This window comes from Planktothrix sp. (assembly GCF_046067725.1).
Taxonomy (GTDB): Bacteria; Cyanobacteriota; Cyanobacteriia; order Cyanobacteriales; family Microcoleaceae; genus Planktothrix.
The window spans coordinates 1-5,906 of sequence record NZ_JBJUDF010000338.1 but is presented as its reverse complement, the minus strand read 5'-3'; the positions used below and the strand labels follow the sequence as shown (position 1 = coordinate 5,906).

Annotated in this window: 4 protein-coding genes; 1 reads left to right on the top strand and 3 read right to left on the bottom strand. The window is 43.3% G+C overall.

Going from position 1 to position 5,906, the window contains the following annotated elements; genetic code table 11:
- Positions 1-18: 18 nt before the first annotated feature.
- The 3 genes from ACKPEB_RS20930 to ACKPEB_RS20920 form a co-directional block, all read right to left on the bottom strand.
- Positions 19-1,230 carry a M20 family metallopeptidase gene (locus tag ACKPEB_RS20930; protein WP_408966945.1) on the bottom strand — a complete coding sequence of 404 codons (1,212 nt, stop codon included), beginning with the start codon at positions 1,228-1,230 and terminating at the stop codon, positions 19-21.
- A gap of 90 nt (positions 1,231-1,320) precedes the next feature.
- On the bottom strand, positions 1,321-2,001 hold the full coding sequence (gene bioD, locus ACKPEB_RS20925; protein ID WP_408966944.1) for a dethiobiotin synthase: 681 nt from the start codon (positions 1,999-2,001) through the stop codon (positions 1,321-1,323).
- Positions 2,002-2,039: 38 nt separating this feature from the next.
- On the bottom strand, positions 2,040-4,034 hold the full coding sequence (locus ACKPEB_RS20920; protein WP_408966946.1) for a protein kinase domain-containing protein: 1,995 nt from the start codon (positions 4,032-4,034) through the stop codon (positions 2,040-2,042).
- 497 nt (positions 4,035-4,531) lie between these two features.
- On the opposite strand from ACKPEB_RS20920, the gene ACKPEB_RS20915 reads away from it, so the two are divergent.
- Positions 4,532-5,524, top strand: a complete 993-nt coding sequence (locus ACKPEB_RS20915) for a ribose-phosphate pyrophosphokinase (RefSeq protein WP_408966943.1) — start codon at positions 4,532-4,534, stop codon at positions 5,522-5,524.
- Positions 5,525-5,906: the final 382 nt, after the last annotated feature.

Below are 5,906 nucleotides of genomic sequence, written 5' to 3'. Positions count from 1 at the left end.
AACTTAACTTTTGATCAATTACTTACAGAATTTTTCAACACAGCGAACAAACATTTCAACACCCATTCCTAACACCGTTTCATCAAAATTAAAACGCGGATGATGATGGGGAAAAGCTAAATTTTTATCAGGATTTGCAGAACCCAAAAAGAAATAACAGCCTGGAACCGCTTCCAAAAAATAAGAGACATCTTCGGCTGCCATGGTTTGACATTCAGCAATGACATCAGCCGGAGTTTCAACTACTGTTTCTGCAATACTTTGCACCAATTCAGCCATTCGTTTGTCATTAATGACAGGAGGATATAAGGGTGCATAATTTAGATCATAACTGGCTCCATGACTTTGACAAACACCAGCAATAATTTGTTCAACTCTTTTTGCAAAAAATCCTTGATAGCTTGGATTAAAATATCGGACAGTCCCTAATAATTTAGCAGAATCAGCAATCACATTATCGGTTTTTCCAGCCTGAAGAGAACCGACTGAAACCACCGCCGCATCCAAGGGATTAACACTGCGGGAAACAATGGTTTGTAATGCTAAAACAATATGGGAAGCCACCACAATTGAATCAATGGTTTGATGGGGAATGGCTCCATGTCCCCCTTTTCCATGAATGGTACATTGAAATTTCTCAACCGCCGCCATTAATGAGCCACTACAAACCCCAATGGTTCCTAACGGTAAGTTATTCCACAGGTGTAATCCAATTAAACCATCAACATCTGGGTTCTTTAAAACACCCGCTTCAATCATCGGTTTAGCTCCCCCTGGCCCTTCTTCGGCAGGTTGAAAAATAATTTTAACGATGCCTTGAAAACAATGTTGATGGTGCGCTAAATAATAAGCGGTTCCTAATGCGATCGCTGTATGACCATCATGACCGCAGGCGTGCATAATTCCAGGATGTTGAGATTTATAAGCAACATCATTTTCTTCTTGAATGGGTAAGGCATCTAAATCAGCCCGTATCGCTAAAACTGGCCCTGGTTTTCCACTATCGAGGGTGGCAACAATTCCGGTTTTGGCAATTCCAGTTTGATGATCAATTCCCCATTTTTTCAGTTGTTCAGAGACAAATTCTGCCGTCAAGGTTTCAGTAAATCCTAGTTCTGGATACTGATGTAAACGCCGTCGCCATTCTACTAACTGGGGTTGTAAATTACGAATATCCAGCCGGAGTTGGGATATATTAGCTGAATTTAAGCTGGGAATTGTAGAAACCATTGGTATGCAGAAACTCTAAAAACTATGTTAAGAAGTGAAATTAATTATATAGCAGGGAACAGGGAACAGGGAACAGGGAACAGGATTGAATTAAGAAAAAATGATTTCTAGGTTTAAGTTAGAAGCAATTTCACTTAGTTTTTCTCGATCAGTCGGAACTTCAAGATAAGGCAAAATTCCTAAAATCGGAATTTGAGTTAAAGACTCGATCAGATGAATTGGAGTTAACTGTTCAATGTCTTGTGGAGAACAAGGTTGAACACAATTTAAAACCAATCCTTGTAGAGATACACCTTTTTGTCGAGCTAAGGCAACATTAGCAACGGCTTGAGCGATCGCACCTAACCGCACAGGAACCACTAAAATTGTCGGTAAATGCCAATCTCTAGCTAAATCTGCCACCGTTAATTCATCAGTCACAGGAGAACCCAGCCCCCCTAACCCTTCTACTAATACAAAATCTCGATTTTTTTGTAATTGACAAAACTGTGACCAAACTAACTTTAAATCAACAATTTTACCTTCTAATTCTGCTGCAACAGGAGGAGCCAAAGGAGCCTCAAACTGTAAAGGATTAATCTCTTCTAAAGATTGATTTAAGGGAAAATATTCATGATACAATTCCCGATCTCCCTTTCCTGTTTGAATTGGTTTCAAGACTCCTAAACTTTTGGATAAATAATAGGTTTGCCAATAAGAAATTAGCGCGCTGGTTAATACCGTTTTCCCAACATTTGTATCCGTTCCTGCAATTAATAAACTCTTTTTCACATTTCCCTATGAACTCTTTTTAATAGTTTAACTGATCATTATTCCAACTGAGGTTCAGTCACGGGTTGAGATTCACTGGGAGGAACTGGACTGGATTCGGGGGTTGGTTCCGGGGTTGGTTCCGGTGTCGGAGTCGGTTCTAAGGGAGGGGCTGGAGTCGGTTCAGGGGTGGGAATTGGAGCAGGTTCCGGTGTCGGTTCCTGTGTCGGTACTGGGGTCGGTTCCGGCGTAGGTGCTGGGGTCGGTTCCGGCGTAGGTGCGGGTGTGGGTGCAGGAGTCGGAGCCAACGTGGGTTCCGGTGTCGGTTCCAGTTCCGGGTTAGGGATAGGTTCCGGTTCAGGATTGGGGACAGGTTCCGGTTCCGGTGGAATAATCGGCGTCAGGGTATTAATTAACGTTAGGTCTAACTTATAGCTACTGTCTCCGATACCCGGAATGGGATTGAGAATCACTGTATAATCTCCACTCAAGGGCAAAGTTCCTTGCCACAAAGAAACAGCTTCCCCTTGATTAATCGGTTTTTGATCCGGCCCGACTAACGTTAACAAAACTCCTTCTCCACTCACCGAGGCATAAAACTGTTGTCCGGCTTCGGCAGAAACCACATAGTTAGCCGTTTGATTGGCTTTGAGGGTTCCTTGCGCCACCGTTGGTTCTCCAGGAACTAAATTGAGACGGTTGGTGGTGGGTGTTGGTAGGACGGTCGAAGGTGTCTCAGTTGGATTCGGTGGAATTTGACCCGGAGTTAGATTCGGTAACGGTAAAGACGGTATAGGTCTCGATGGACTCGTCAGAGGGGGATTCACTTGGGAGGGTTGCTCTTCGTTGTTGGGGTCAGCCAGTTTCAAGAATCCTTTCACCAATGCCCAAGAACCCCAAGCCGCTAAACCAGCCACTAAAACCCCAGCGATAATAATTGTGATCGGTTTATCCCAAATGGAGTGATATTTGGCAAAAATCGAATCGGGATTTTGAGTCGGGGAAGGACTAGAGAGAGGATCGGGTACAACAGGGGTATAAGGATTAGAATTCTGGGGTGAGGATTGATGCTGCTGGGTTACTAACGGACGTCCCACCGCAATCGTCGGCAGTTGAGAAAAATTAGGGTCTGGAGGTTGGGGCGTGGGAGACGGAACAGGAATGGGTTGACCTTGTTGAGTTTGGGGAAAACTGAAGGGCTGATTTAAAGTTTGTAACGCTTGTTCAACCTCTGGGGCTGATGGATAGCGATCGCTCGGTTGCCGACTCAACATCCGATTGAGAATGACCGCCAAATTAGGATTAACATTCACATACGGTTGCCAATTCCACGATAACGCCGTTTGATCCAGTAAATATTGAGGGTCTTGACCTGTTAATAAAACGATAGATGTGACGGCTAAGGCATATAAATCACTACTGGGAAAAGCTTGTCCGGTTTGAATTTGTTCAAACGGAGCATAGCCTAATTTTCCCACCCGAGTCGCGGGAGGTAAAGTTAAATCGGGGGTATTAATGCGAGTTGCTAATTCAATCACCACGCCAAAATCAATTAAGACGGGCAATTGATCTTGATGGCGTAAAATAATATTATCGGGGGAAATATCACGATGAATAATTCCTAAACTATGAATATGGGCTAAAACGGGTAACATTTGCCGTAAAAACAGCACAATTTCGCCTTCAGTAAAGGTTTTTGGAAAACCCGCTGCTGAGTTTTTCCGCTCCATTAATAAGGCGTGATAGGTTTTCCCTTCCACATAATCTTGAACTAAAAATAAGCGTTGATTTTCTTCAAAAACCGCTCCAAATTGAGGAATTTGAGCATGATGAATTTGGTAGAGAATTTGCGCTTCCCGGCGAAACAGTTCTTGAGATTTTTGTAGGGCGTAGGTTCCAGCTTGGACGGGAATAAATTCTTTTAAAGCGCAGCGCTCGTTAAATCGTCCTTGATCTTCGGCTAAATAGGTACGACCAAATCCCCCCTGACCTAAAACACCGATCAAGCGGTAGCGGTTTTGCAGAATTGTGCCGACGGGAATCGCAGTTTGCATCATGGGTCTAGGAGGTGAGTGAGCGAGAAACTCGGATTAAAATTGACCCTTCGTATTATAGGACTTAAGTACAATTACGAGGGTTAAAACACAACGAACTACAGCAACAAAGGGTTTGATTCCGTATCGGTGAGTGATTGGGGAAGATGGACACCAGTTAACTCCTCTAACCATGAAGGGATAGGGGGTGTCAATAATTTATAAAAATACGATTTCTTCTTGCCTGATTGCCTCAACTGTTTTAACATAAACTTAAGTATTTTCCGTATTTTAATTTGTTCAATTCTTCTCCACAATGATATACAGAGAACGTTCGTGATTGGGATTTCAAGCCGCCGTGCTTGAGTGTACCGAAAAACGTCGTTAATGATTGGCGGGGCTGCTGAGTTGTGCCAACAGACAACAGCCACAATTCAATTCGCCAAATCTGTTCCGAATTCCAGTCTTTTCTGGAATGATTAAGATTGATTGCCATGAATGAACTGTGAGGGTTCGCCGTGATCCGTTCTGCTACATTACCCCTTCCGTACTCTGAGCCATTGGTTGCTGATCATAGTCGGTTACGACTCTTTTCTGGATCAGCAAATGTTTCTTTATCGGTGGAAGTAAGCCGTTATTTAGGGATTGACTTGGGGCCAATGGTTCGCAAGCGATTCGCTGATGGGGAAATTTATATCCAGATTCAAGAGTCGATTCGAGGTTGTGATGTTTATCTGATTCAACCATCCTGTTATCCGGTCAATGACAACTTGATGGAGTTGTTGATCATGATCGATGCTTGTAGACGGGCTTCTGCTCGTCAAATTACGGCCGTTATTCCCTATTATGGATACGCTAGGGCTGATCGCAAAACCGCAGGTCGGGAGTCAATTACTGCGAAATTGGTGGCTAACTTGATTACTGAAGCGGGAGCTAGTCGGATTCTCGCAATGGATTTACACTCGGCTCAGATTCAAGGATATTTTGATATTCCTTTTGATCATGTTTATGGCTCTCCGGTAATTTTAGATTACCTGATGAGCAAACAGTTATCCGATATTGTTGTGGTTTCTCCTGATGTCGGTGGAGTAGCCCGGGCGAGAGCTTTTGCTAAGAAACTGAATGATGCGCCGTTGGCGATTATTGATAAGCGTCGTCAAGCCCATAATGTGGCAGAAGTTCTCAATGTTATTGGGGATGTTAAAGGAAAAACGGCTGTTTTAGTGGATGACATGATTGATACGGCTGGGACGATTGCTGAAGGTGCTCGTTTATTGCGTCGTGAAGGTGCTCGTCAAGTCTACGCCTGTGCGACTCATGCGGTCTTCTCCCATCCGGCGATTGAACGTTTATCGAGTGGGGTGTTTGAAGAAGTGATTGTTACTAATACGATTCCAATCATCCCAGAAAAACAGTTTGATCAGTTAACGGTTCTATCGGTTGCAAATTTACTGGGCGAAACCATTTGGCGGATTCATGAAGATAGCTCGGTGAGCAGTATGTTCCGTTAATCACTTGTAGGGGCGGGGTTTTCCCGCCCATCATCAGTTATCCGGTATCCGTGTAGAGATTTTAGTCAGGATTCCAGAATTTACAACAATTTGTGAACGAGCAATCATCTATTAATCTTTTTAGTGGATTGAGCGAACGAATAATATCTCTTTAAACCAGGATTTTATTAAGGAGTAAAATGCAGAAACCGGGTTAAAGTCATCACTAATAATCTTGAGCGAAGAAACCCGGTTTCTATACTTTATCTAAGATCTCGGTTTGAAGACTCCCGTTACACCCTTTGGGTTAACGGTGAGATGAAAAACCGAGCAACATACCCAGCGTAGCACGATATTTTAACACTTTGCACAAAAACAGAAACTTGTGTTAGATTAGGTTTAG

Coding starts and splice junctions, on each gene's coding strand:
- ACKPEB_RS20930 (WP_408966945.1), bottom strand. CDS start 1,230: ATGGTTTCTACAATTCCCAGCTTAAATTCAGCTAATATATCCCAACTC.
- ACKPEB_RS20920 (WP_408966946.1), bottom strand. CDS start 4,034: ATGCAAACTGCGATTCCCGTCGGCACAATTCTGCAAAACCGCTACCGC.